Genomic DNA, 23,592 nt, shown 5'->3' on the forward strand with positions numbered 1-23,592 from the left:
TTGCAGTTTCTTCACAGAGCGAAGTAGTAATCCCGGATGTACTGTGACATCAGCGCCCGACGCTCGTTGAGGAAATGCGAATAGTTCTCAGCGGAGGTGTTTCGAAGAGACTGAGGGACCGCGTTCTCTGCGAACGACGCTTCGAGTTCAGTTTCAGTGGCGATTTCGCCGAGAGTCAGGTTCCCCGACTGGATCTGTTGGTCGACTCGTTCGATGTACGACGCTGGTTCAGAATCTTGAATAGCGATGTTCACAGGCGTTTCGGTGATCGCGAAGTTCGCGATCTGGTTGTACTGATTTCGGTCTGTGATTCCAGATCTGACGAGGTAGTTCTTCGGGACCAGATGGTGGATGTCTCCACTTTCCTCGGTCATCTGGCGCACGGTGATGTGCTTGGACAGGAAGCCTTTGGCGTTCTTGTGGATCTGTGCGGCTCTGAACGTGTTGAAGTAGGGGCTGCGGGTGCTCGTCGTAATCATGTTCGACGGCAGCTCCACATTCCAGAATCCATCGGTGAGTTGTCCCCGTTCGATCTCGTCCAAGAGAGCAACGGCGCCCGTCTCTGCGATCTTGCGGATGTCTGCTTCGAAGCGGGTTTCGAACGACCCCGAGTACCTTCCAGTGAGCATCGACATGACGAACCATCGTCGAACGATCGACTTGACCTCTCCGTCGGTCAAGGTGCCTCCGGCCTTCAACTGGATGAACAGCGCGTAGGCGAAGTTGAGGGCGTTCTTGGAGCTGATCATCTTCGCAACGGTGAAGCCAGACGATTTGATGGTGAGCAGAAACTGCTGATAGCTGTACTGGTTGACGATTTCGAGGAGCACTTTCTCAAGTGTTTCGAACGACCGCCGGCCAAGTTCGTCGCTGAAGGTCCGCGTGTCGAAGTCACGGCCCGACAGCAAGCTGACCAGGGACGACATCCGGCCCCGGCCGAAGCCGCGCAGTCCGGCAACTCGAATGACATCGGTATAGTCCGGGTCGTACAGGTCGGACGTGTCATTGCGGAGCCAGGCAATCTTGTCCAAATAGCCAGATTCCGCAAATGTCTGATCGTTCTGCGCGATCTCGGTGTAGGCGTGGGGGTGTTTGGCCAAGTGGCAGAAATAGTCGATCAGCTTCCGCAGATTGGACCCGAATTCGCCGTGGCTGGAGATCTTACTCATCGCGAAGTCAGCGCCTGAGAGTGTCACCCCCTTGGAATTGATGCGGATGAAGATCTCTGTGACCGTGTTGATATCGAGGTCGTCAGCCAGCGTGATGATGCCGACCTGGGAATTGTGTATACCGGCCAGCTTCTCAAACGACTTCACCACTGACGTTTCGTCTGCCTCGGGGTTCCGCGACAGGTAGTGGTTGATCGAGCCGAATGTCGTTGCCGATGAACTCATGAATTCCGCGATGTCCGAGACCCATGCGTCATCACGGTCGAGGAACGGAGTCAGCGTCTCGAACTTCTCGGTCTGGGGATTGAACGCGATCTTGATTCGCTTCTTCGCATAGTTCTTATCGACGACTTCATGGCCGACGAGGGCAGCGGTCATTGCCGTAATGCGCTGTTGGCCATCGATGAGGATCTGTTTGAACCCAGAAGTCGAACCGTCTTTCAATCCGACATCCTGGCTCTGCCAGGTGATGAGGTAGCCGACAGGGTACCCGTTGTAGAGGGAGTCGAGCAGATCTCTGACTTTGGTTGACGACCATACGAACGGACGCTGCAGCTCCGGGATCGCGATCTGCCCACTTTTGACCCAGCTGAGCAGCGTATCGACCTGTTCCTGCCGCACCGTATATTTGGCCACTTTGGCTCCCTCGTTCCCCTAGCGGACTTGTCGTGTAACGCCTCACTCACACTACAACAGCGGTGATTCGACGGTGTTCCAAGCGGGTTGAAAGTGGACCGTGCCGATTGAACAATCACCTTTGGGCAGAGCCCCTTTCCACGTTGGGATTCGGGCGGCGATTCAGCGAAATGCTCAGGATTGCACATCAACTGCAATCGGCTCGGCAGCTGGCATTTCTGCACTTGAGCCGGACCCGAAACTGACAGGATTCGAAGAGCTTTTGTGCCCTGTCATTTCGATTTCGTGCCTGACAGCGTGAACAAAGTCAGACCCCAGCATCCCTTATGTCAGTGCTGACATCTACTGTTGTTTCAAACACCTGAAAAAGGAGCCAGCGATGGATGTTCGTGCTGTTAAGCAGACACCTGTTCGGACGTTGATCAACTCTGCTCACAGCATTGATGACCCGAGCGCCACACTGTCGCCCAGCGGCAACGGAGCCGTTGCAGCCAACGTGGTCAATGCTGTGCAGCCGACTCCCCCGGCCAACGATCATTTCATCAATATCGTCGTTTCTCGGCCAAGCATCGAAGTCAATCCTCACCTCTGGGCGTGGCAGGCCGAAGCGCTGGACGCCTGGCACCAGTCACGATGCCGCGGCGTTGTCGAAGCTGTGACCGGCGCGGGTAAGACGATGATCGGTATCACGGCAGCGTTCGAGGCGTTTCGTCAAGGGATCAAGGTTCTGGTCCTCGTACCGACCGCAGATCTGCAGACTCAATGGCAGCGCCGGCTGATGGAGACGCTTCCCCAGGCAGATGTTGGGACGCTTGGAAATGGGCGGAAGGATTCGCTCTCTTCTTGCGACATTCTGGTGGCCATCATCAATTCGGCTACTCGTGGCGATCTGCTGAAAGAGCATTCCGAAGGCCTGCTCATCGCCGACGAGTGCCACCGATATGCGGCACAGTCATTTTCAAAGGCGTTGCAATCTGACTTCTGCTACCGCCTTGGTTTGACGGCAACCTACCAAAGACCCGACAAAGCGAACACAAAAGTGCTTGATCCCTATTTCGGCAGCGTCGTATTCCAGATGTGGTACGACCGAGCGCTGTCAGACGCTGTCATCGCAGAGTTCGACATTGCGTTTGTCGGGGTCACTCTAACCAACTCGGAGCGCGGCGACTATCAAGTGGCAAGTTCTGCCATCAGCAAGTTCGGCATGTCGCTGAAGAACAAGCTGAATCTCCAAGACGTTTCGTTCGATCAGTTCATGCTGACAGTCCAATCCTTGGCCAAACGCAAGAACGATCCATCTCCCGTCGTGTTCATGGCTCGAAAGTATCTGGAAGCGGTCGTGAAGCGGCAGCAGGTACTTACCAATGCCAAGAACAAGATGAAGATACTTGAGGGCATTTCGCCGGTCATTGCCGAGTCGCAGGGAACTCTGGTGTTTTCGCAGACCGTCGATTCGTCGACTCAAGCGGCACACTTGCTTCAGCGTTCGGGTATCGAGACCAAGGCTGTCTCTTCGAACTCGAAGCCGCATGAACGGCGCGGTGCAATGCAGCTGTTTGCCAATGGATTGGCGAAGGTCCTGTGTGCTCCGAAGATTCTCGACGAAGGCATCGACGTACCTGATTCCGACCTCGCTGTCGTGCTTTCAGGAAGCAAGCAACCCCGCCAGACGATTCAGCGTCTCGGTCGAATCATCCGCCGCAAGTCCGACGGGCGTCACGGGCGATTCGTCGTCCTCTACGCCATCAACACCGTTGAGGACGAGACTCGGAACCGTGACCAGCAGTTCGGCGCGGTCATTCCTTCTGCGCGACGGGTCGCGGACTTCACCGAAACACAGATCCGCGAGCTGAGGAAGTTCCTGCGAGCGCCCGCACCTGAACGGCGGGAATATCCCACCTCGTCGGCTCCCGGAACTGATGAGTCGGGGGGCGAAGGCTCTTCGTGGAAGACTGCGGTGAGCATCGATGATTCGGTGCCCGACGCCGGCGAACCAAATTTAGTCAAAGCGCCTGAAACGCCCAACGTCGTCCCTCAACCGTTTGTCCTTCTCAAGGAAGTAGATGACGAGAGTGAACTGCCCGAGGTGCTTCGAACAGTACCCGATCCCGAGGATCTAGAGGCCCTGTATTTGAAGCAGATCGGACAGTATCCGCTGCTCAGTGCAGAAGAAGAGGCTGAAGTCGCGCAGCGAATCGAGGCAGGCTTGTACGCCGATCATCTCCTGGGGCTGGGTCGGTATTCAACGCGACGAGAACGCCATGAACTTGAGCGGGTTCGGGCCGATGGCCGCACAGCGTTCAACCAGATGGTCGCTTCCAACCTCCGCTTGGTCGTGTCGATCGCCAAGAAATACCCCCGTTCCAAAGTAGAATTTCTCGACCGCATTCAGGAAGGCAACCTCGGTTTGGTCCGAGCCGTACAGAAGTTCGACTATGCCAGGGGAAACAAGTTCTCGACCTACGCAACCTGGTGGATTCGTCAGGGTATCGAACGCGGCAATGCCGATTTCTCCAACACGATTCGCATTCCCGTTCACCTCGTCGAGAAGTTTCCCGAGTTCTGGGAATGTTGGAAGGACGACAAGTCACGTGCTGTCTGCGACCATGATCATTCGGCAGTTGAGCGGGCCCTTCGGATTCAGCCCCATTCGCTGGATGCATACCTCGATCTCCAGTGGGACGGGCACTACGCAGAGAGCCGAATGTCATTGGACGATCGCGTTGCCAACTCTGAGGTATTCACTGTTGATCCCGAGACGCGAGTCGTCGATCTAGAGTTCCTAGCAACAATCAACTCTATTGTGGACAAATTGCCAGCCCGCGAAGCCGATATTATTCGCAGTCGGTTCGGCTGGAACGGCAACCCCGTCCAGACGCTAGACGCCATTGGCATACGATTCAATGTAACGCGTGAACGGATCCGTCAATTGGAAAAGCTGTCGCTCAAGAAGCTAGGCGAAGAACTTGAGTCACATCCTTATCTCGAAGAAGTCAGAATCCCAGTTCCGACAAAGCCCAAACCTGTACTTCGACGAATCAATTCAGATGCGCCAATGGCGGAGGCTGATGGGCCATCGAATGAGAATGATCCAAACCCCGATCGCCTGGCTCCGGAAGGCCGCAAACCGCCTGAGCGCAACTTGTTGATGGTATTCGGCTCATAGCAGTTGCCCCGCTGCACCTTTCGACTTTTAGGTCTGGTACTTCAGGCAATGCATCCGCGATGGTGGTCCACGGCACTTCCTTTGAACCGCGCTGATTGGACGAACTTATATTTCTCCGGAGGCAAAGCTGTTCGTATGCTTGTGTCAAGGCCAAGAGACCAAAGGAGTGGCAAGGTGGCTGTTACCGCAGAAGAGATAAAGACCCTGGTCGAGTACTGCGAAACTCATCTCGGAGATCCAACACTGTGGAAGACTCCTGACGGGTATCCCCACAGCCTGGCGCTCTGCATCATCGATTCGATCTATTCGACCGGATCACACTATTCATCGGTCGTGAATGTCGTCGAACGGTACAAGAAGGCTGGTGGAGAACGACACGGCGCTCGAGATCTTGCCGAGTCTATTCGAGGCAAGGGTGATGCTCGCGCGTGGGCAACGACTGTTGCTCAGAATCTAAAACCTGCCCATACCAGACCCGGCGCACCGCTGAAAGCTGAAATTATTGAGCAGGCTGCCTGCCTCATGGTTCACCTAGTATCGATACCGTTCCCGACCTGGTCGACAGGGTCAGAGAGAAACCGCTCGACAACTGCGTGGTTCGCGGCTGGAAACGTCTACCGAGTCAAAGTTCCGGGGTGACCTACAGTTACCTTCTCATCCTGGCTGGCTTGCCCTCAGTCAAGCCTGATCGGATGATTTTGCGTTTCCTTGCAGACGCTTTGGGAGAGGCAACTGAGCTGAGTGTCACTAGAGCAAGAGTCCTGATGACTCAGACTGCGAAAGCGATGGATGTCGATCCCCGCGCGCTTGATCACATTGCATGGAGAGCCGCATCCGGTCGCGAGCTCGTCGACTAATAGGGCGAGCTGGAATTGCGCATCTACGTGGCAGACAGAATTCGAGTGAATTGATTGCACTATCGCATTTGTCGACGAAGAGAACGCCCCAGACGATAGTTTATGGATGTGCCTGAAATGAATGACTTTGTCACAGCCCTTCTGCCGTCACTGTCGAAGAGCCTGTCTGCAACTTTCAACATCTTTCGAGTGATGCATCACGGGACGCACGAGAAACAGCTGTCGAATGTATTTGCGTGGCTACTAGCAGCCGATGAGACCCATGGTCTGGGCGACAAGGTTCAGACTGCATTTGTGGAAAGAGTCAATGAACGCGCGCACAGCAGCGAACAACTACCGACTGCTGGATATCGTGTGGTGCAAGAAGTAGACACCCGCACGGGTGAGGACGGCGATCCCAACGATAGCATCGACATCGCCGATATTGTTCTATGGCGGGATGATGCGGCTCTCGTCATTGAAAACTACGGAACGTCCGATGGGCACGGGCATAGTTACCAGCAATATCTAGCTCACGGATCCGCAGGCGGGAGAAGTGCCGTGGTGGTCCTGCTCTGTCACCGTCACGAAGCTCACCTACAGAAAGGCGGCTGGGAACAAGCTTCCGTGGTGACTTACGCGGAAGTGCTGTCCGACCTCAAAGCTGGAGTCGATAGTGATTCGAAGTGGCGTCGCGAACACCCCGAGCAGATGTTCTTCATCAATCAGATGTACCAGCACTTCGTGAAAGGCCCGGAAACAGTGAATGTCACCGACCAAGTATCTTTCATCAAAGCCATGTGTGAGACCGGGGAATCAGCCCGGTACGGGTATCGACCGCGCGATCGAGCGACTCAAGAGTTTGCCGAATTGGTCGCCGAGCATGCGCGAAAGCAGTTCGAAGATAGCCGCGCGACTTTGGCCAGAGTGAAGGAGCGTTTACGCAACTACTCGCGATCGGTTCTCGTGGACCAGGTCAATGCTGCTCTTGAGTCTGGACTCGTAGAGAAGGTCGTAACTCGCTTTGTTGGACAGTGGGAATGGTGCGTTGAGTTGCAACGTACGGATTCTGAGCCGACTGTCTTTCTGGAGTTTGGGCCCACCGCGGTGGTTGAAAACAAGCGTGCCGATGAGGCAATTGATGAACCTGACTATTCACAGGTCTTCGTCACTCTCCACAACCCGGAAACGGGCGGGATTTCCAAGATTGCTCACACAGACGTGACCCTTGCTGAAGTAATAGCCGGCCTTGACCAGGATGACCTTCGTCTACGTGATGCTGTGTTGACGATCGCTCGAAGGAATACTTAGTCACGCGCTATATCGCGAGGACGGTAGACCATCGTCCTCACTGCGATCACGCTGACTGCGCACTAAGAAAATCGCGTATCGCAGGCAACTCACGCTTCGCCTGCGACAGCCCCATACGGTGAGCAGCCGCGAGCCGTGAGAGATCGCGAGTGCTGTTGTCGACCGGCATTCGGTCAGGCACGAAGACGTGCGCTTTGCCTTGCGCTTCGAGCTCGAAGATTCGCTCGCGGGTCTCGTTGTAACGCTTCCATCTTGTGAGCAATGCATCGGCTAACACCGGATACTTTCGGAAGATGCCACGATAGACGGCCGAAAACTTCTGCGGCTCCTTCTTGTAGTCACGTTCTTGGGTGAGGACGATGACGAACTTTTCGAAACCCTCGCGCTGGGCCTGGCTCAACGCGATTCCGCCGTCCTCCCCCATCGCACCATCAACATACACGTGCCCGTCCAAGTGAACCGGCGGCATGAGGCCCGGCATGGTCGAGGAGGCACGGACGCGGACCATGAGGTCATCGATATGCGGCGTGTCTTTCTTTGACCACACCACGTCTTCGCCGGACTCCGCGTCGAATCCGATGATCCTCATGTCCCCTGTGCTCGCCTCGTACGAGTCCCAGTCGAAAGGCAACGCCTCGTTCGGGCCACCAGCCTGCTGGTAGATGTACTCAGCGTTGAACATGCCCTGACCGCGAGCAAAGTACCGGAAACCACCAAATTGCTCGTCGGCAGCGAATTCGACGAACGAGCGGCGCGCCCTCCACACATCGCCTGACAGGTAGTTCACCGTGTTCGATGCTCCGGCGCTGATGCCGGCGACCCAGTCGAACGACAGTCCTGCTTTGAGCAGTGTGACGACCATGGCGCTGGTGAGCGAAGCCCGCATCCCACCGCCTTCGAAGATGAGTGCGGTATCGCTGATTCGCGTCGTCTCCACTGGCTCCGTCACTTGGCCTACCCGAGCCCTTCCCAAGTCATCCTCTGCCTAAGCGCCGGCGCAAGAACCAACGCTGCAATCACACTACCAGCAAGTAACATCCAGGCGCCGAAGTACGTGAAGAGTTTGAGCTCAGGGGCCAGGGCAGGTCCGAAGTCAGCGGCCATAAGGATCACTCCACCGAGGATGAGTGCGGTCGAGACGATCACCTGAATGAACTGCTCGACGGTCGAGACCAGCAGATTCTTGATCGTCGCAATGTTCAGCCCACTCGTTCCGACGTCGAGCGTGCCGTCCTGCAGGTGACCGGCAATTCGAGAAATCTGCCCGGGCAGCTCGGCGATCTGGGGTGCGGTCGCTGCCGCGTAGAGCGTCATCTCGTGCCGGTCGACTCCCAGTCCCCCGACCTCGCGCAGCAACGTCTTACCGTTCTGAGTTACCAGCGCCAGCAGGTTGAGTTCGGGTACCAGACGGGTGATCGAACCTTCGAGGGTGCTGATGGCACGGAACGCCGTCGCCACTGAGGCCGGCATCGGGAAACCGAAATCGACGACGAAGTCGATGAGTTCACCGAACAGTGCCGCCGAGGTCGAACCAGGAGCCCCGTCTCCGTACTTCAGCATAATCTGCCCGATCTCACGCTGCAGCTCCCGCAGGTTCACCTCACTCGGCGTGCCGAGCAGCTCGAGGATTGCCGCGGTCGCGGCTTGCGAGTTCTGCGAGTCGAAGGCCATGAGCAGTAGGGCGATTGCTCGGCGGTCGCGTTTGTCGATGCGGCCGACGGCTCCGAAGTCGACGAGGCCGGCACGACCCGCGCTGGAGACGACAATGTTTCCGGGGTGGAGGTCGGCGTGGAAGATGCCCTTTCCGAGCACCTGGCGGACGACCATGAGGAAGAGGTCCTGGGCGATCTCTCTGCGCGCGATTTCCGAGAGGTGGTCGACCACCTCGGCGCCGTGCGACAGAGGGGAACCCTCGACAAGGTCCATGACGATGACGAACTGGCCGGAGAGCTCCTTGTAAACGTGAGGGATATTGACGACCGAGTCGGTCTGCGTCGTCGACCGGCCGTTCTCATCGGCGAGGCGGAGCGCTTCGATGTGGGCGAGCTCGCCGCGGTAGTCGAGTTCACCCTGCAGGGAATCGACGAAGCTGCGGGCGAGCTTCGCGATGCCGACCTTGTTCGCCCAATCGGTGGTGCGATCGAGACGGTCGGCCAGGGTGAGGACGATATCGCAGTCTGCCCGGACCTGTTTGCGGATCTTCGGTCGCTGCACCTTCACCGCGACCACGTGCCCTTCCCAGGTCACGGCGCGGTGGACCTGGGCGACAGAGGCACCGGCGAAGGGTTTCTCGTCGAATTCGGCGAACACCGCGGCGACGGGACGGCCCCATTCGGCTTCGAGTTGGTCCTTCACCTCGGCGAAGGGAACGGGCTTCACTCCGGCTTGGAGGGTTGAGAACTCCTCGACGAATTCGTGCGGGATCATGTCTCCGCGAGTGGCGATGAACTGGCCGAGCTTGATGAACGTGACTCCCGAGGCGGCCAAGGCGTCGCGGGTGGTGGCGGCGATCTCTCGGAGGGAGACACGGAGGGTGGGGATTCTGGGTCGAAGGTAGCGGGAGAGGCCGAATTTGATCAGGATCTTCTGGATCTGGGCCAGGCGGTTGACGCGGCGGTACCAGGTGGGGATCTTCGGTGCGTTGCGGATGAGTGAGCTCAGAGTGCCCGAGGGCATGATGAGTTCGATCGCCAGGAGGACGAACATCTGGATGACGATGAACCAGGCGAAGAGCAGCAGGAAGACCATGATGGCGGGGAAGCTCATCGACAGGTTCGGGTATTGGTCGGATTCGGAGATGCCGAGGAGTTTGTACGCCTGGAGGGTGATAGGCCAGATGGAGAGGCCCATGATGAGGGAGACGATGGTGTTGCGGGCGGCTCCGGTGCCGGTGAGCATCATCCGCCGGACGAGGAATCCGACAATGAGCGCGCTGAGGACACCCAGTCCGATGGTGTAGAGGATCGTCACCCGTCAGCCCTTCCGTTGACTTTGTCCCTCGCGATCACCAGCCTAGTTGATCAGGATGCGACGTGAATCAGAGTTTGCGATGACTCAAATGGCTCGGTAGAGCTGAGGCGGAGATGAATCCACCTTTTCCGAAAGTCTTGCGCCCTTGGTTTGAACCAACCTAGAACGACCGTCGGCATCGACTCAACCAGGTGACTCTGGAGATCTTGTGTTCAGAAAAGTTCTAGGTGTTTCATCATCATAGATAATTACCCGTATACGTTCTGCAAGTTCCCTCCGGTCGCCAGCTTCCTCTCCAACCGACGCAACATCAAGAAAGCGATCCCGCACCGATTCAACAGTGTGCTGGTCAGCATCCTGGCGACGGTAAATAATCAGTTCGGCGCGTTCTTCGACCACTTCCCCAGGAGAAACCGAATGATCTTGAGAGTATGTCTGCCGTTTCGTGGCCCGCAATGAACGAACAATGTTTCGCCACCACCATCCATCGCTGGCCCCAAGCGAACACCCAAAAATGATAAATAGATCAGTTTGCATAAACTGATTGCGGAACAATGCGTGAGCCTGAGACCAATATGGCTTACTAAATCGGTCGAGAGGATTGCGCCTATTCTTGTAATTGTCGGGCGCGTCTATACCAAAGAGAAGTGAGCGAGGTGTACTAAGGATTCCGTGCGGGTGAACCACATTGCTAACCACGTAGCTCGAATATCCATAATCGGGCGGATGACCTGGCGCCCAATGACTACGAGGATCATTTTTAAATAAAAAGCTCGTATCTACGGTCCGGTGCTTCAATGGATCAAACTGCGCCTGGTCGAGATAAATGCAGTTGTCGAGCAAAGTTGTGTAGTTAAAATTGATAAACTGGAAATTGAAAAGATCGTAGTGATTGACCCTTTTAGGGAATTCCAGGGCCTTGAAATCCTCAGGATCAACGATATCGGCTAAAAATTCCGATAAACTCGAACTTCCCCACGAGTACCTCCGCGCATCTTCACCAATCTCATCCAGGAGGGCACTCGGCGCAACCATTTGTAGAAACTGGGCAAAAGCTGTCTGGATTTCCCTGAGGTCCTCAGCAACGCTTTCAATACGTCCCGGATTCCGTTCGAGGGCAACTGACAGAGCGTTTTCGATATCACTCCAGTTGGCATATCCTCCGTATTGACGGTGGCAGGCGAGAGCTTCCTCCATGCACTTAAGAATTTCATTGCCTGATCTGAAGTTCCGCATCTTCAGATAATGATAAAAGGGCTCATAACGAGAATCCGTCGGTCGCGAATAATCATGAAGAGCTTGAATATCAAAGCCATTTCCGACGAGGACCATAATATTATGTTGTCGAGACAGTCGGTCGAACTCGTCACAAGAGTATCTAGTAAATCCAGGGCCAAGACCACCTAGTTTAAGATCCTCATTCGTAGCGCCGGTGATCCATGACACGACAGTTTCCTTTCAGTTGACCGACCACCCGACATAAATCATACACTTCATTCTTAGATGAAACTAAAATGTCAGATGTTTTTCGGACGTCGCTCCCACCGTGGACTGTTTCGCTATTTGACATAGCTGTAGACACTTTCACTCGTTCTTCAGATACTGAAGGCTGCAAAAAACTGCCAGACAATGAAGCAAGGGACTGCAAGAATCACAGTTAAGCTTAAAAACTACCGTTAGTGAGGAACCCATTCACTCCGGCCGATGCTCGGCCATGACCTTCTCGAACAGTTCGTCGCCGAGCTTGTCGTACGAGGCGTCCTCCGGGTACCACTCGTCGAGTGAGGCGAAGTCACCCTTGTCGTCGTAACCGAGCTCGGACACGGACTTTGCCCATTCGGTTCCAGCGGTGCCCAGCGTCTTCGGCGCATCCGGAATCAAAGCCTTCTCGGCGGTCTTGTCCGACAGCGTCTTCGCATAGGTAGCCATCTGCTTCTGCACGTCATCGTCGAAAGGCTTGACCGAACCGTCGTTGTCCTTCGCCTGCTCGACCGCCTGCGCCTTCGCTCCAATGACGACCTCCATCATCGTGGAGAACGTCGTCGACATCGAATCGAAGATGACCTGCTGGTAGGCAACCGGCAGCTCCGAATACTTCTTGCCCGCCGTGATTGCGCCAGCCGACCGAGCGATGCCCGCGTCTGAGGCCACACCGATGTTCGGGGCGACCTCGAAAGTACCGGCCTCAACGTTCGGCGCCAGCTGTCCGAGGTCGCAGTCAACGGTTCCGCGCTGCAGCGCCTCATAGGTCTCCGGGAACGACAGCGACACCGGAGTCGCACCCAGATCGGTCACCTGCTTGCCCGCCGCGGCCGAACCGACACGCACCTGCTTGCCCTTCCAGTCATCGAGCGAGGTCATCGGCTTCGAGCACATCGTCGAATACCCACCGGCGGCGAGCATCGGGATGAGCGGGACGAGGTTCTTCTTCTCGAATTCCTCGAGCACCTCGGGTGTCTCCCACGCGGCCTGGACTCCGGCCGCGTTCGCCGCCAGATCGCTGGCCACCGGTGAGGACGGCAGCGTCGACATGGCCGTGCCGATCGCGTCGAAGGCTGGGTACTCGGCCGGGGTGTACGACGGCAGAGTGAACGCGAGGTCGACTCGGCCATCGGCCAGGGCGTCATCGACGTCTTCGTAGCTGGCGATCGCCTGTCCCCAGACGATGTCGACGGTGATCTTTCCGCCCGAGCGTTCCTCGATGGCCTTCTTCACGTCGAGGCCGTTGGGTGCAAGGATCGACTTCTCCGACATCGCCGACGGCTGGAACTTGATCGTCACCGGGTCAAGGTCGGCCAGAGCCTCATCGATTTCATCCTGGGAAGCGTCATAGGCGAAGCCCTCCCCCGCGGAGTCGCCCGAACCGGATCCGTCGCCGCCGACGGATCCGGCGCATCCGGCCAACAGTGCCAGCGAGGCGACGGCCGCAATGGCCTGAACGGGACGAGCAGCCGATCGGATGCGCTTCATGGGTCTCCTTTGAGCAAACGCTGAGAATTCCCTCCAATCATATGCCTGAATGAGGTGAACCTAACCATGAGTCCGCTCACACCCTGCGGCAGCCCCAGACGACACAGGGCACGGGTGGACGGGCCGCCTCGGCGAGGTCTATCCGGACATTCCCCCGCTGGTGCGGCTCATGAGGTCGGGCAGCCATTCGGTCATTCCGGGCACGGCGACCATGAGGACGAGGAAGATGACACCGACGGGCAGGAACGACAGCAGGGAGATGAAGATATCGCGCAGCGTGACCGTGGCACCGAGGTTGACCTCGGGGTTCTTCGCGATCGAGTGGACGATGTAGGGGATGATACCGACCGGCGGGGTGACCATCGCGAACTCGCCGAGGAGGACGACGAAGACTCCGAACCACAGCGGGCTCACCCCCATCGTTTCGAGGGTGGGCAGAAGGATCGGGATGGTCAGCAGCATCATCGACAGGGTGTCGAAGAACATGCCCATGACGATGTAGAGGACGATGAGGACGAGCAGGAATCCGATCCGCGAGAGTCCGAGGTCCGTGATGAGGCCGGTGAGGATGGGCGCGAGTCCGGTGATGGCGAGAAGGCTGGTGAGCATGGTCGCGCCGATCATGATGAAGAAGATCGCCGAGGTGGCCGCCACCGTATCCATGGCCGATTCCGCAACCTTACGCCACGGCCCATCGCCGCGTTTTTCCCACAGGCACAGCAGGAGTGAGCAGAGTGCGGCGGCGGCTCCGGCCTCGGTGGGGGTGAAGATGCCGGAGAACATGCCGCCGAAGAGGACGACGAGGATGACCGCGAAGCCCCAGATCCCGGTCAAGGAGGTGAAGCGGTCGCGCCAGGTTGTTGTGGGGCGGGTGGCGTTGCCTGGGCTATCCGTGGCGTTCGTTGGGTTCCGGGCGCCGGGCCGCGGCCGACGAGCCTCGGGGCGATGACGCCGAGGGCGAAGATGAAGGCAGCGAAGCACACTGCGAGCAGGATTCCGGGGACGGCTCCGGCCATGAGTGCGGGGCCGACGGGCACGGAGGCGATGCCGGCGTAGACGACCATGAGGATCGAGGGTGGGATGAGGTTGCCGGTCATGCCGGAGACCATGATCGTGCCGACGGCCATCCGTTTGTCGTAGCCGGCTTTGAGCATTTCGGGAATGCCTGCGCGTCCCAGGGCGTAGGTCATGCCGATCGTCGACCCGGTCACTGCGGACAGGCCTGCGCCGGCGAAGGTGGTGCCGATGCCGATGCCGCCGGGCAGCCAGGAGAACCAGTGGTCGGCGACGCGGTAGACCTTGGCGGAGAGTCCGGATTGGGTCAGCAGCATGCCCATGAAGATGAACATGGGGAGTACGCTCATCGTCCAGTCCGAGACGGCACTGAATGGGGCGGTGGCCAGGATGTTCATCGTCGCCGGGATCCCGGACACGGCGTAGACGCCGATGATCGACGGCACCGACAAGGCGATGGCCACGGGCACGGAGAGGAAGAGGAGGACGAGCATCATCCCGATGCACCAGACACCTCCGATGGCGGCAGTTGGGCTGGTGAAGAGGCCGACCAGGCAGACGGTGACGAGCCCGAACCCGACGGTCAAGACGAGTGCGCCGGGGCGTTCGCGACGGGAGCCATTCGGGAAGAGAGCCGTGGTGGGTTTCTGGGTGATGGCGCCGGTGATGCTCGCTGTGTTGGAGTCTTCTGGCGGCAAGGGTGCGCCGGTGAGGTCGGTATTCGCGTTCACTGCCCCTCCCCTGCTTCGGTGTTGCTGGTGTTGCTGCGTCGGAGGATGGCAACGGCGTCGAGGATGTAGAGCACCGCGAGGAGGACGAACACGATCGGCACGAGAAAATACACGGGCCAGGTGATGACGGCGGAGACGTCGGCGGTCGATCCGATTGCCGTGTTCTCCAGGGCTTTCATCAGCCCGAACCACGCGAAGGCCGCGGACACAAGAGCGCCAAGGATGCACGCGAAGACCGTGAACACTGCAGCAGTCGCAGGTTTCGCTCGTTCGACGGCCATGGTCACGGTGATGTGTTCCTTCTGCAACTGCGCAGCCGGGATCCCGAGGAGGGCGACGATCGGCAGGTACCAGTATTCGACGATCTCATTGGTGCCGTAGAGCGGGGCGTGGAAGAGCGACCTAGCTAGGGCGTGGGTGACGATGTGGAGCATCATCACGATGATCGCCGCGGCCGTGGTGATCGTCAGCCATCTATCGAGGACTTTGGTGAACGTGCTCATCGGGAGTCACTGTAGCCGTCGGTCAAGGTGCCGGTGGCGCCTGCACTGTTTACGGCTGGGGCGATGCCATCCGCGCCTGCCCCACCGCCGGTGACGTCGGAAGCTCGCAACGCATCGATCAGGTCGACGACTTCGGAGGCGTCAGCCAGACCGTCGGGGATCATCGCGGTGACGCGACGGGCGCCGGCCTCGGCGAGGGCGATGGGGTCGATACCCGGAATCTGAGAATAGCGGCGGGCACTTCGAGGGAGCAACGCGACACCGAGTCCATTGGAGACGAGTGATTGGATGGCGCCGGGGTTGTCGGTGATGTGCCGGGTTCGGGGTTCGAAGCCGGCGGTGCGGCAGAGGCGTTCGGCGGTGGATCGGCATCGCACGCACCCCATGATCCACGGCAGTTCGGCAACATCGTTGAGGTGTTGGATCTGTCCGGCTCGGTTCCAGCGTTCGGGTACGAGCAGGTCGAGGTGGTCGGCACTGAGGTCGACAGTCATATGTCCGGCCAGCTCAGGCGGGGCTTCGTCTTCGTGATGAAAGAGGAAAGCGATATCGATGGCACCGTCGTCGAGCATCCGCAGTGCTTCGGGCGGTTCGGCCTCGGAGACTTCGTAGGAGTGGTGAAGCGGTGAGTCAGCCTGTGTGCCCGCGTTTGCTTCCAGCCTGCCGAGTGCTGCGGCCAGTGGACCGATGACGAAGCTGGGGAATCCGGCGAGCCGGACATTGCGTCCGCCGAGGCCGAAGGCTTTCGCAAGGTCACTGCGCAATCCCGTCACCGAGGCGGCCACCTCGCCTGAGCGAATGCGAGCGAGTTGGCCGGCAGTGGTGAGTCGGATGCCGCGTGGGGTGCGATCGAAGAGGGTGACGTCGAGGTCCTTTTCCAGCGCATTCATGTGTTGGGACAGTGCTGGTTGGGACCAGCCGAGTTCGCGGGCTGCGGCGCCGATGCTGCCGGATTCGGCGATGGCGCCGAAGATGAGGAGGCGTTTGGGCTCGCCGAGGTCGAGAGCCTGCTCGAAGACATTAGCCATAAGTCCAGCTTATGTCAGAGCAGAGCGAACTGGGTCTACCGGAGGCAGATGATGCGCACCACACTGGAAGTAGTCGTCGTGAATTAACTGCTGATTTGAGGAGTGGGAGTATGCGCAGGATCGGTCTGCTGGGTGGAATGAGCTGGCATTCGAGCATCGAGTACTACACGAAGATCAATGATGCGGTGGCGAAGCAGCTCGGCGGTCATCATTCGGCGCAGATCCTCCTCGACTCGTGCGATTTCGCGGATATCCGGGAGCTGCAGGAGGCCAACGATTGGGCAGGTAATGATGCATCCCTGACGGCGACGGCGCAGCGTTTGGTCGATGGCGGCGCCGAAGCTGTCGCGATTGCCACCAATCTCATGCATAAGTGCGCCCCGGCGATCGAGGCCTCAGTCGATGCGCCTCTCATTCACATGGTCGATTCGATCGCGACGATGGCGAAGCGACAGGGATACTCAACTTTGGCCGTTCTGGGCACCCGATGGACCATGCTGGAGGATTTCTACACGGGCCGGCTCGAAGCGCAGGGTATCAAGACTCTGGTACCCGATGAGGAGACGTGCCTTGAGGTCGACCAGATCATCTGGGATGAGCTCACCCAAGGCATCTTCACGGACAAATCGCGCGCTCGCTATGTCGAAATCATGAACGACCTCAAGGCTCGTGGCGCTGACGCTGTGGCCCTGTCGTGCACGGAGATCGGCCTGCTAGTCCCACCGGAGACCGCTCCCCTACCGGCCCTCGACTCGGTCGATGCTCATGTTTCCGCAATCGTCGAGTGGATAATGGCGGACGAGCCTGTAACCATTCGGCATTGAACATCGGAGACTGCGACGATCGGAACGGTGATCGCCACGAGCCAAAACGCATCGGTCAAGAACGGTGCGCCTTCAAATGGAGTGTCCGACGCTGCCCCGCCGGCCGGCTTCGGCCGCCCTGACCTAACCTCCTTCGCGTTTTATCCCAATCGACTCTGATCGGGTCTGCTGATCCTCTCGACGAGAACGCAGCGACATCACAGCCACCCGACCCCGACCGTCCGGGAGGCCGGGACACGTCACATGGCCTGTGCTGCGGGCGTGTCGAGTGGGTCGTCCAGGGGCGACGCAGGAGCGGCTACGCGACGTGCTGAGAGGTGGTTCCAGTCGAGCACTAGCACACCGGCTACAGGCATGGCGATAGGTCAGGAACGGCGTCGCTCCCTACGCAGGAGGGAGCGCAGAGTCTCGGCGTTCGCGTAGCCGACCCGTAGCGCGATCTCGGCGGAGGTGAGGTCCGTGGTTGCTGAGAGGTGCCGAGCTCGTTCGATGCGAAGCCGTTGGACGAAGCCGAGCGGAGTGAGGTTGAGCGCCGCACGGACTCGTCGTTCGAGTGTGCGCCGGCTGGTGCCGAGCGACTGCGCGACGAAGGCGACGTTGAACGGTTCGTCCAGGCGGGCGCGCACGAAGCGTTCGAACTCGACGACGATCGGGTCCTCGTGCCGGAGATGTTCGTAGGCGACGAAGGCCGCCTGCGACGGACGCTCGTCGATGATGAGGAGCTTGGCGACGTGTTGGGCCAGGTCGGGGCTGATCGATCGCACGAGTGAGAGCGCGAGGTCGATGTGGGCGAACGCGGCGCCGGCGGTGACGAGGTTCCCGTCGGCCACGACCATGGTGTCGAGATCGAGGGCGACGGTCGGATAGCGCTTCAGGAACTCCGGCCCCAGGAACCAGCTGGTCGTCGCCCGCCGATGATGCATCCGTCCGGTCTCGGCGACAGCGAACACGCCGGTGCACGCCGCGGCGATCCGGGTGGTCGCCTCGTCGAGGCGCCCGAGCGAGGCGATGACCGAACGAGCATCTCGGCTCTGGAGGGCGTCGTTGGTAGCGGCGGCCGTAAGGGTTCCAAGCGCAGGGACGACGACCACGTCGAATTCTGCGGACTCCGACAGCGGGTGGTCCACCGACAGGGTCATCGATGCCGTCGTGGCCACTCGCCGTTTCGGTCCGAGGATGGCGAGTTCGATCGGGTCGATCCGCGGGTCGACATCGCCGCGGGCTCCGTCGGCCACCCGCACGATGTCGATGATCGACGCGATAGCCGAACCGAAGCAGCCGTCAATCGCGATCAGTCCAATACGCATGACGTAAACAATAGCAATACTGCCGTATACGCCACTACCCACCGGCCCTTGCTCGTCATAAGCTGAACTCGTCACACGAAGAAACACGACTTCAAGGAGAGTCCCTCATGTCAACACCCGCATCACTTCCGTATGCCTTCGTCGCCAAGATCGTCGCGGCCGATGGACAGCACGACGCGGTCGCCGATCTGCTCGCCGACGCTGTCGCACTCGCCAACGAAGAAGTAGGAACGATTGTCTGGTTCGCGGTCAGGACCGACGCCGACACCTTCTGGATCTTCGATGCATTCCCCGACGAGGCCGCTCGCGACGCCCACGCCAACGGCGCCATCGTCGCAGCTCTGATGGCCAACCAGCACCTCCTCAGCGCAGCACCCGAGATCCTGGCTGCCGACGTCCTCGCGTCCAAGCTCCCGTAGTCCGCCAACGCACGAGACGATCGCGCCCCGCCGAGCCCGTCGCCAGGTCGCGACGCAACGCCATGCTGCGTTGCCGAGCGGTGCGAGGCCTATCGGCACACGCACAGGATGGCGGCCGCGAGCGCTCAGCCGGCGAGGGGTCCGTCGCAGAGGAGAGCGACGTCGGTGTCGGGCAGAGCCGTGAGGCCAGCGCATCGCTCGACCACCAGAACAGAACAGCCCCTGCCTTGCGTTTCCGCAGGTCAGGGGCTTTTCGCCGGAGCCGCCTGTCGGAATCGAACCGACGACCTAATCACGTCGGCTTTGCGTCTATCGCTTGATGCGTCCACTGGGCGAACGAGCCGCTGACCTGCGCACACGCCGAGCGTGGGGGACGCTGCCATCCGGTGGTGACCGACGAAGACCGACCAGTACCGATCGTTTCACCGGAGCTTGCGGCGGCGTCGAAGCCGAGCAAGCTCCATTCCTCTAGCTCACCGCGCCCTCCTCCTCGCCGGTCCCGTCGTCGAAGACGTTTCAGGGGTCTTCTCAGATGACGGTGTAGGTCGGCCGGGCGCATCGGCCGCCGCGGCAGAGGAGATCCCGGACGCGGTCACGGTGATGGATCCCTTCCACATCGTGCGCCAGGCCGGTGACGCCCTCGACAGGTCGCCGCGCGGTCCAACTCGCAATCCACGGGCACCGTGGGTTCAGGGACGACCCGCTCTAGAAGTCGCGGCGCACGCTGCACACCGGCACGGACCTGCTCACCGACAAGCAGAGAGACAGGCTACGCACGCTGTTCGTTGATGACGCTCACGTCGAGGTCGAGGCGGCCTGGGGTGTCTACCAGCGCATGATCGCTGCCTATCGCCACGAGGACCGGCAACGTGGCCGCGAGCTCATGGAGAAGCTGTCACCGACCTCAGCGCCGGCGTCCCCAAGGTGCTCACCGAGCTCACCACCCTGGGCCGGACCCTGAAGAAGCGAGCCGCTGACGTGCTCGCCTACTTCGAACGACCCGGCACCAGCGACGGGCCGACCGAGGCGCTCAACGGACGGCTCGAACACCTGCGCGGCTCCGCACTCGGGTTCCGCAACCTGACCAACTACATCGCCCGGAGCCTTTACATGCCCGGAGCGACCCTAATCGTTTCCAACCATTCACGCACGCCAACGGCCGAGCCGGACCGCATCCGCATGGGGCCCGCCTCGATGCCCAGCCCAAATCTGATTCGGCTCATCGCCGCGCTGCACGCTGTCGTGAAGGTCACGCCCGTCAACGAGTTCGCTCACTCGCCGAATCCCGTGGAGCGCGTTGACGAGCCATGCTTCGTGCTCGATAAGCTCCTCGGGCCGCACTCGACGCAACTCGATCGGAACCGACCGAGCGCGAGCCTCCTCGAGGATCACCGCCGAGGTGACTCCCGGCAGTGCGCCCAACTCCGGGTCCTGTGCACAGAGCGTCTCTTCATCCCACCACAGCAGGCTCGTCGTCGCTCCCTCGATGACGTACCCGTCCCCATTGATGAGCAATACCTCGTCACAGCTGTACTGCTCACCGGCGTCCTCCCGCACACGCTCAAGCAATGCGATGTCCGGGCCTTTCCGATTCGGAGTGATTCGCGGGTCGGAATATGGCGGGATGAGAACCTTCAACTCCTGCGTCCGAGTCGGTGCTGGTCGCAACCGGAATGCCAACTCACGTTCGGCGTCAGGAGAAACGTCGAGGACATCTACGCGCGGGAACCACTCCCCCTTCGCCGGGATCTTCTCGACCACTGCCGCCCAGAAATCGTCGGTGATCACATCACCCATCCCCACCTGCGCAGCAGCATCACCGAACCGTGTCCGATGGAGGTCGAACGCTCGTACCCGCCCGTCTTCAACAAGCCACGAATCGGCGGCCATCAGTTTCGATGAGCTGATGTCCGTCGTAGGCTCCTCGAAACGGTGATCCTGTTGATTCCACAGCCACACGTTCATCGCTCAACTCCACCCGAGTATTCGGCCACAGCGGTATCGGTCGGTCCGGCCTCCTCGGCGGGAATCATGGTATGAAAGCCACCATCGCATACTTGCTCAGTCGAACGGATGCGCGTCCCCCACGCGGACGGATCCTCCCCATGAACGACCACTTCGCCGGGGAACTCCACTCCACCGAGCAGCCTCAGCACCGGAGCCGCCTTCACCACTGTCTCCTCGTACTCCTCCTCGGAATCCGAGAGCGCAACGATCGCTCCGCCGACCCCGTAACTCAGAGTCTCACCCTGAACGACGAGCGTGCGGATGACGACGCTGAGATCGACGGCACCGCCGAGCGAGAAATACCCGACTGCTCCGCTGTACACCCCACGCGGGCCGGCCTCGAGCTCTTCGATGGTCGTCATCGTCCGCAGCTTCGGCGCCCCAGTCATCGACCCTGGTGGGAACGCCGCCCGCACACACGCCACCGGACTGGCGTCCTCAGCCAAGCGTGAACTCACTGTCGAGACCATCTGATGCACCGTCGCATACGACTCGATCCCGAACAGCGTGTCCACCTGCACCGATCCAAGCTCGGCCGTGCGCCCGAGATCGTGCCGCACGAGATCGACGATCATGAGATTCTCCGATCGATCCTTCACCGAGGCGGCCAGCTCCGCCTTGATCGCTTCGTCCTCGTCCGGGTTCGCTCCCCTGGGGCGAGTGCCCTTGATCGGCTTCGACTCGACCCGACCGTCGGCACCGATGCGCAGAAACCGCTCCGGCGACGTGCTGAGAATCGCCGCTTCACGCGTGCGGATGAACGCCCCGAACGGCGTCGGATTGTCTTCGCGCAGCCGCAGATACATATCCAGCGGAGTTTCGTGCGGGTTGGCGGTGCCTTCGAGCATGTTCGTCAGGCAGACTTCGTAGGTCTCGCCATCGGTGATCTTCCCTTGCACTTGGTCGATGAGGTCGAGGTAGTCGTGCCGACTGTGCCGTGCCTCGAGGGCTGGATTGCGCCGTTCCTCTGGGGTTGCGGTGTCGGCCTTCGCCGAGGTGGTCCGGCGTTGGTCAGCATCCCTGACTTCATCGGTGGGGATCGATGCGATCCGTGTGCGTGTGTGGTCGAGCCAGACCTGGTTTGCGGCGTGGCCAGTTTGGTCGTCGGCCTGACGCAGTGCCAGAAGGTGAATGCTATTGGTGTCGTGGTCGATGACCAATGCGCGATCAAGGAACATCATGACGGCGTCAGGCAGGTCGGAATCGTGCAGGTTCGGCGAGCCGACCTCGGTCTTGAGCTCGTAGCCAAGGTAGCCGACCCACCCGAGTCGGAATTCGAACGGCAGATCGTGGCTTAAGGCGCTCAAGCCGGGAAAAGTGGATTTGATGCCTTGCGCTTCTGTTCTTTCGCCGGTCACCGCAACGGTCGCGCTTGCGAGTTCGGCTTCGAGCCAGTCAAAGAATCCGGACGACTCAGTCACATTCTCTGACTCGTCACCGGCCGAACGCACTTCGACTACCCCTTCCGGCACAGAGCCAGTCGCTACTCTGCTCAGCGGACCGGTCGGCGCACCCATGATCGAGAACCGGGACGAGTCATTGCCAGGTAAATTCCCGTCGAGCCAAACGGCCTCAGGTTCGTCACCGAAGAGCTCGGCGAAGAGACGTTCGTCGGTGAATGTCTGAGGGAGAACATCGGTGTCGAGAATGTAGTGGTGCCGATCGTCAGCAGGGTGGGGAGTCGCTTCGGACCGATTGAGCGCTGCGCACGTCCCTGCAAGGAGGTCAGATTTCGAGACAATCTCCTCGCCATCCCACGCCTCATTGACCGAACCGTCATCCTGATGCTCAGTCCCCCGGTTCCATGCCGCAGTAAGCTCGGCGAATTTCCGCAGCAGGGTCCGAGCCTCATCGGAGGCGATCGATTCCGGATGGAACTGGACTCCCCATTGTGGCCTGGACCGATGCCGGAGCGCTTGGATGACTCCGTCTTCGGACCACGCTGTTGCCTCCAAACAATCGGGCAAGTCGGTCACTGCGAGGGAGTGGTACCGCACCGCCGAAAACGGCGAGGGGATCCCGGCGAACAACTCGGTCTCGGTATGCCGGATCGCCGAGACCCGACCGTGTCTAGGCTCCGGAGAGTGCACCACGGCTCCCCCGTGCACATAAGCGATGCCTTGATGGCCGAGGCATACGCCAAGTACCGGGATCGTGGAATGCTCGATCACCTCGGCGCAAATGCCGAAGTCTGCCGATCTTTCTGGTGTTCCTGACCCAGGCGAGATGACAACATTGTCGAATTCGTCGAGCACGCTCATCTCGAACTCAGCCCAGTCATTGGGCACAAGCGTCGGCGCGCACCCGTTCACCTCTGCGAGGAGGTGGAAGAGGTTGAGCGTGAACGAATCCGCATTGTCGATGAGCAACGTACGAACCACAAGGGCCTCCTCGACAGAAACTGATCGCCATTGCGACAACTCAGAATTGGACTCAGGCTCGAACAATCGATGCGAATATTGACCTCAGTCTGGTTAATCGATTTCGACCAGCGTTCTGGTTCTCAGCCCCGAGGCGCAAATCGCTTAAGTCATTCTCTGAGTATGGACGATAACGGGTCAATTCGAGCGTTGCCCGCTCGACCAGGCACCGAGCCTGCCGAACAACATGCCCATCTGATTCTTCGTAATACTGCTGAACATTCAAAAGGGATCGGTGCCGCACTTGTGCGGCACCGATCCCTATTGGATTGCGCGTCGGG

At 59.6% G+C, this 23,592-nt stretch carries 17 protein-coding genes and 1 pseudogene; 6 read left to right on the forward strand and 12 right to left on the reverse strand.

Features of this window, described 5'->3' with window-relative positions; all coding sequences use genetic code 11:
• Positions 1–11: 11 nt before the first annotated feature.
• Entirely contained in the window at positions 12–1,805 is a 1,794-nt protein-coding gene (locus AC2W7L_RS10930) for a GmrSD restriction endonuclease domain-containing protein (protein WP_062861891.1), read from the reverse strand.
• Between the two features lie 379 nt (positions 1,806–2,184).
• On the opposite strand from AC2W7L_RS10930, the gene AC2W7L_RS10935 reads away from it, so the two are divergent.
• The 3 genes from AC2W7L_RS10935 to AC2W7L_RS10945 all read left to right on the forward strand — a co-directional run bounded on the left by AC2W7L_RS10935 (position 2,185) and on the right by AC2W7L_RS10945 (position 7,118).
• Positions 2,185–4,971 (forward strand): sigma-70 family RNA polymerase sigma factor, encoded by a 2,787-nt coding sequence (locus AC2W7L_RS10935; protein ID WP_486004490.1) that lies wholly within the window; start codon positions 2,185–2,187, stop codon positions 4,969–4,971.
• Between the two features lie 174 nt (positions 4,972–5,145).
• Entirely contained in the window at positions 5,146–5,610 is a 465-nt protein-coding gene (locus AC2W7L_RS10940; RefSeq protein WP_486004491.1) for a hypothetical protein, read from the forward strand.
• 320 nt (positions 5,611–5,930) lie between these two features.
• Positions 5,931–7,118, forward strand: a complete 1,188-nt coding sequence (locus tag AC2W7L_RS10945) for a PD-(D/E)XK nuclease family protein (protein WP_486004492.1) — start codon at positions 5,931–5,933, stop codon at positions 7,116–7,118.
• A gap of 46 nt (positions 7,119–7,164) precedes the next feature.
• Here the strand turns inward: AC2W7L_RS10945 and AC2W7L_RS10950 are convergent, their stop codons facing one another.
• The 8 genes from AC2W7L_RS10950 to AC2W7L_RS10985 form a co-directional block, all read right to left on the reverse strand.
• Positions 7,165–8,055, reverse strand: coding sequence for a patatin-like phospholipase family protein (locus tag AC2W7L_RS10950; protein WP_486004493.1), 891 nt, complete (start codon positions 8,053–8,055; stop codon positions 7,165–7,167).
• A gap of 17 nt (positions 8,056–8,072) precedes the next feature.
• On the reverse strand, positions 8,073–10,088 hold the full coding sequence (locus AC2W7L_RS10955; RefSeq protein ID WP_486004494.1) for an ABC1 kinase family protein: 2,016 nt from the start codon (positions 10,086–10,088) through the stop codon (positions 8,073–8,075).
• A gap of 183 nt (positions 10,089–10,271) precedes the next feature.
• Positions 10,272–11,534: an AbiH family protein gene (locus tag AC2W7L_RS10960; RefSeq protein WP_486004495.1), complete on the reverse strand. Its 1,263-nt coding sequence runs from the start codon at positions 11,532–11,534 to the stop codon at positions 10,272–10,274.
• A gap of 246 nt (positions 11,535–11,780) precedes the next feature.
• A complete protein-coding gene (dctP, locus tag AC2W7L_RS10965) occupies positions 11,781–13,058 on the reverse strand; it encodes a TRAP transporter substrate-binding protein DctP (protein ID WP_486004496.1) in 1,278 nt (425 codons plus the stop codon).
• A gap of 138 nt (positions 13,059–13,196) precedes the next feature.
• Entirely contained in the window at positions 13,197–13,892 is a 696-nt protein-coding gene (locus AC2W7L_RS10970; RefSeq protein WP_486004497.1) for a TRAP transporter large permease subunit, read from the reverse strand.
• On the reverse strand, positions 13,889–14,803 hold the full coding sequence (locus AC2W7L_RS10975) for a TRAP transporter large permease subunit (protein ID WP_486004498.1): 915 nt from the start codon (positions 14,801–14,803) through the stop codon (positions 13,889–13,891). Before AC2W7L_RS10975 ends, AC2W7L_RS10970 begins: the two co-directional genes overlap by 4 nt.
• Positions 14,800–15,306: a TRAP transporter small permease gene (locus tag AC2W7L_RS10980; protein WP_486004499.1), complete on the reverse strand. Its 507-nt coding sequence runs from the start codon at positions 15,304–15,306 to the stop codon at positions 14,800–14,802. Before AC2W7L_RS10980 ends, AC2W7L_RS10975 begins: the two co-directional genes overlap by 4 nt.
• Entirely contained in the window at positions 15,303–16,334 is a 1,032-nt protein-coding gene (locus tag AC2W7L_RS10985; RefSeq protein ID WP_486004500.1) for a LysR family transcriptional regulator, read from the reverse strand. The genes AC2W7L_RS10980 and AC2W7L_RS10985 overlap by 4 nt, the downstream gene beginning before the upstream one ends.
• Before the next feature lie 11 nt (positions 16,335–16,345).
• On the opposite strand from AC2W7L_RS10985, the gene AC2W7L_RS10990 reads away from it, so the two are divergent.
• On the forward strand, positions 16,346–17,158 hold the full coding sequence (locus tag AC2W7L_RS10990) for an aspartate/glutamate racemase family protein (protein WP_486004501.1): 813 nt from the start codon (positions 16,346–16,348) through the stop codon (positions 17,156–17,158).
• Positions 17,159–17,523: 365 nt separating this feature from the next.
• Here the strand turns inward: AC2W7L_RS10990 and AC2W7L_RS10995 are convergent, their stop codons facing one another.
• Positions 17,524–18,465 (reverse strand): GlxA family transcriptional regulator, encoded by a 942-nt coding sequence (locus AC2W7L_RS10995; protein ID WP_486004502.1) that lies wholly within the window; start codon positions 18,463–18,465, stop codon positions 17,524–17,526.
• Between the two features lie 107 nt (positions 18,466–18,572).
• On the opposite strand from AC2W7L_RS10995, the gene AC2W7L_RS11000 reads away from it, so the two are divergent.
• Both AC2W7L_RS11000 and AC2W7L_RS11005 read left to right on the forward strand, forming a co-directional pair.
• Positions 18,573–18,884 carry a putative quinol monooxygenase gene (locus AC2W7L_RS11000; RefSeq protein WP_486004503.1) on the forward strand — a complete coding sequence of 104 codons (312 nt, stop codon included), beginning with the start codon at positions 18,573–18,575 and terminating at the stop codon, positions 18,882–18,884.
• A 558-nt stretch (positions 18,885–19,442) separates the two neighbouring features.
• Positions 19,443–20,003: pseudogene (locus AC2W7L_RS11005) on the forward strand (transposase); the annotation flags it as partial.
• Positions 20,004–20,027: 24 nt separating this feature from the next.
• Here AC2W7L_RS11005 and AC2W7L_RS11010 read toward each other — a convergent pair.
• A complete protein-coding gene (locus tag AC2W7L_RS11010; RefSeq protein ID WP_486004526.1) occupies positions 20,028–20,849 on the reverse strand; it encodes an aminotransferase class IV in 822 nt (273 codons plus the stop codon).
• Positions 20,846–23,272 carry an aminodeoxychorismate synthase component I gene (gene pabB, locus AC2W7L_RS11015; RefSeq protein WP_486004504.1) on the reverse strand — a complete coding sequence of 809 codons (2,427 nt, stop codon included), beginning with the start codon at positions 23,270–23,272 and terminating at the stop codon, positions 20,846–20,848. Before pabB ends, AC2W7L_RS11010 begins: the two co-directional genes overlap by 4 nt.
• Positions 23,273–23,592 lie beyond the last annotated feature (320 nt).

The sequence above is a fragment of the Brevibacterium sp. LAARM3_SD1 genome (genome assembly GCF_057364765.1).

What these genes read in the sequence shown, in the direction of transcription:
- AC2W7L_RS10935 (WP_486004490.1), top strand. Translation starts at nt 2,185, where the DNA reads ATGGATGTTCGTGCTGTTAAGCAGACACCTGTTCGGACGTTGATCAAC.
- AC2W7L_RS10945 (WP_486004492.1), top strand. Translation starts at nt 5,931, where the DNA reads ATGGATGTGCCTGAAATGAATGACTTTGTCACAGCCCTTCTGCCGTCA.
- dctP (WP_486004496.1), bottom strand. Translation starts at nt 13,058, where the DNA reads ATGAAGCGCATCCGATCGGCTGCTCGTCCCGTTCAGGCCATTGCGGCC.
- AC2W7L_RS10980 (WP_486004499.1), bottom strand. Translation starts at nt 15,306, where the DNA reads ATGAGCACGTTCACCAAAGTCCTCGATAGATGGCTGACGATCACCACG.
- AC2W7L_RS10985 (WP_486004500.1), bottom strand. Translation starts at nt 16,334, where the DNA reads ATGGCTAATGTCTTCGAGCAGGCTCTCGACCTCGGCGAGCCCAAACGC.
- AC2W7L_RS10990 (WP_486004501.1), top strand. Translation starts at nt 16,346, where the DNA reads ATGTCAGAGCAGAGCGAACTGGGTCTACCGGAGGCAGATGATGCGCAC.
- AC2W7L_RS10995 (WP_486004502.1), bottom strand. Translation starts at nt 18,465, where the DNA reads ATGCGTATTGGACTGATCGCGATTGACGGCTGCTTCGGTTCGGCTATC.
- AC2W7L_RS11000 (WP_486004503.1), top strand. Translation starts at nt 18,573, where the DNA reads ATGTCAACACCCGCATCACTTCCGTATGCCTTCGTCGCCAAGATCGTC.
- AC2W7L_RS11010 (WP_486004526.1), bottom strand. Translation starts at nt 20,849, where the DNA reads ATGAACGTGTGGCTGTGGAATCAACAGGATCACCGTTTCGAGGAGCCT.